Source organism: Bradyrhizobium pachyrhizi (assembly GCF_001189245.1).
Taxonomy (GTDB): domain Bacteria; phylum Pseudomonadota; class Alphaproteobacteria; order Rhizobiales; family Xanthobacteraceae; genus Bradyrhizobium; species Bradyrhizobium pachyrhizi.
Window position 1 is genome coordinate 14,848 of record NZ_LFIQ01000073.1, and the last position, 1,002, is coordinate 15,849.

Here is a 1,002-nt window from a genome sequence, read left to right on the forward strand (position 1 = left end):
ATATGTGGGTCAATTGCCGGCATGCGTCACTGGAATGACTCAGTGTCTTGCAACGCCGCGCGGCCCATCTAGGATGGTGCAAAGCGCAACCTTTGACCCCGGCTTGGCCGCCACACCTTCGAAAGCCCTGCTTTCGCGGCAACGGCCTGCCGCGGCATGACCGACGAGATGCCAGATGTTTCTGATCGGCCAGTACGACTCGCCCTTTGTCCGCCGCACCGCGATCGCGCTGCGGCTCTATGGATTGCCGTTCGAGCACAAGCCGTGGTCGACCTTCGGCGATGCGGAGAAGGTTGCCGCCTACAATCCGGTGCGGCGGGTGCCGACGCTGGTGCTCGATGACGGCGAGGCGCTGATCGAGAGCGGCGCGATCCTGGATTATCTCGACGAGTTGGTCGGTCCGGACAAGGCGATGATCGCGCGCTCGGGCGAGGGGCGGCGCAAGCATCTGCGCATCACGGCGCTGGCGACCGGGCTCGCCGACAAGGCGGTGAGCCTTGTCTATGAGCACGTGCTGCGCAAGGAGCAGTTGAAGCTCTGGGTCGAGCGCTGCGAGGCGCAGATCGCGGGCGTGCTCGCGGTGCTGGAGCAGGAGCGCGCGGCGGTGCAGACGCCGTACTGGCTGGAGAATCGCATCGGTCATGCCGACGTCGCGGTGGCCTGCGCGCTGCGCTTCACCGGCGAGGCGCATCCGCACCTGTTCGACGCGCGCTATCCGGCGCTCAAGGCCCACGCCGCGCGCTGCGAGGCGCTGCCGCCGTTCCAGGAGATCGTCCAGCCGCTGGCGCCGCCGAAGGGGTAGGGGGTGTGCGTCTTCCTCCGTCGTCATTCCCCGGTGCGCAATCGCGCACCTGAGGGCGTGCGGAGCATGAACCCGGAATCCATTTTTACCCATGTGATGTGGCCCGATGGCTTCCGGGTTCTCGCTTCGCGAGCCCCGGAATGACGAAGAAATGCCGTGCAGCAAACTCCTCGTCGTCCTGGCGAAAGCGGGGAGGTAGA

General features: G+C 66.2%; 1 protein-coding gene. It reads left to right on the plus strand.

The genetic code is table 11. From position 1 onward, the window contains the following. Window positions 1-175 precede the first annotated feature (175 nt). On the plus strand, window positions 176-802 hold the full coding sequence (locus AKL29_RS14995; protein WP_050384733.1) for a glutathione S-transferase family protein: 627 nt from the start codon (window positions 176-178) through the stop codon (window positions 800-802). Window positions 803-1,002: the final 200 nt, after the last annotated feature.

Coding starts and splice junctions, on each gene's coding strand:
- AKL29_RS14995 (WP_050384733.1), top strand. CDS start 176: ATGTTTCTGATCGGCCAGTACGACTCGCCCTTTGTCCGCCGCACCGCG.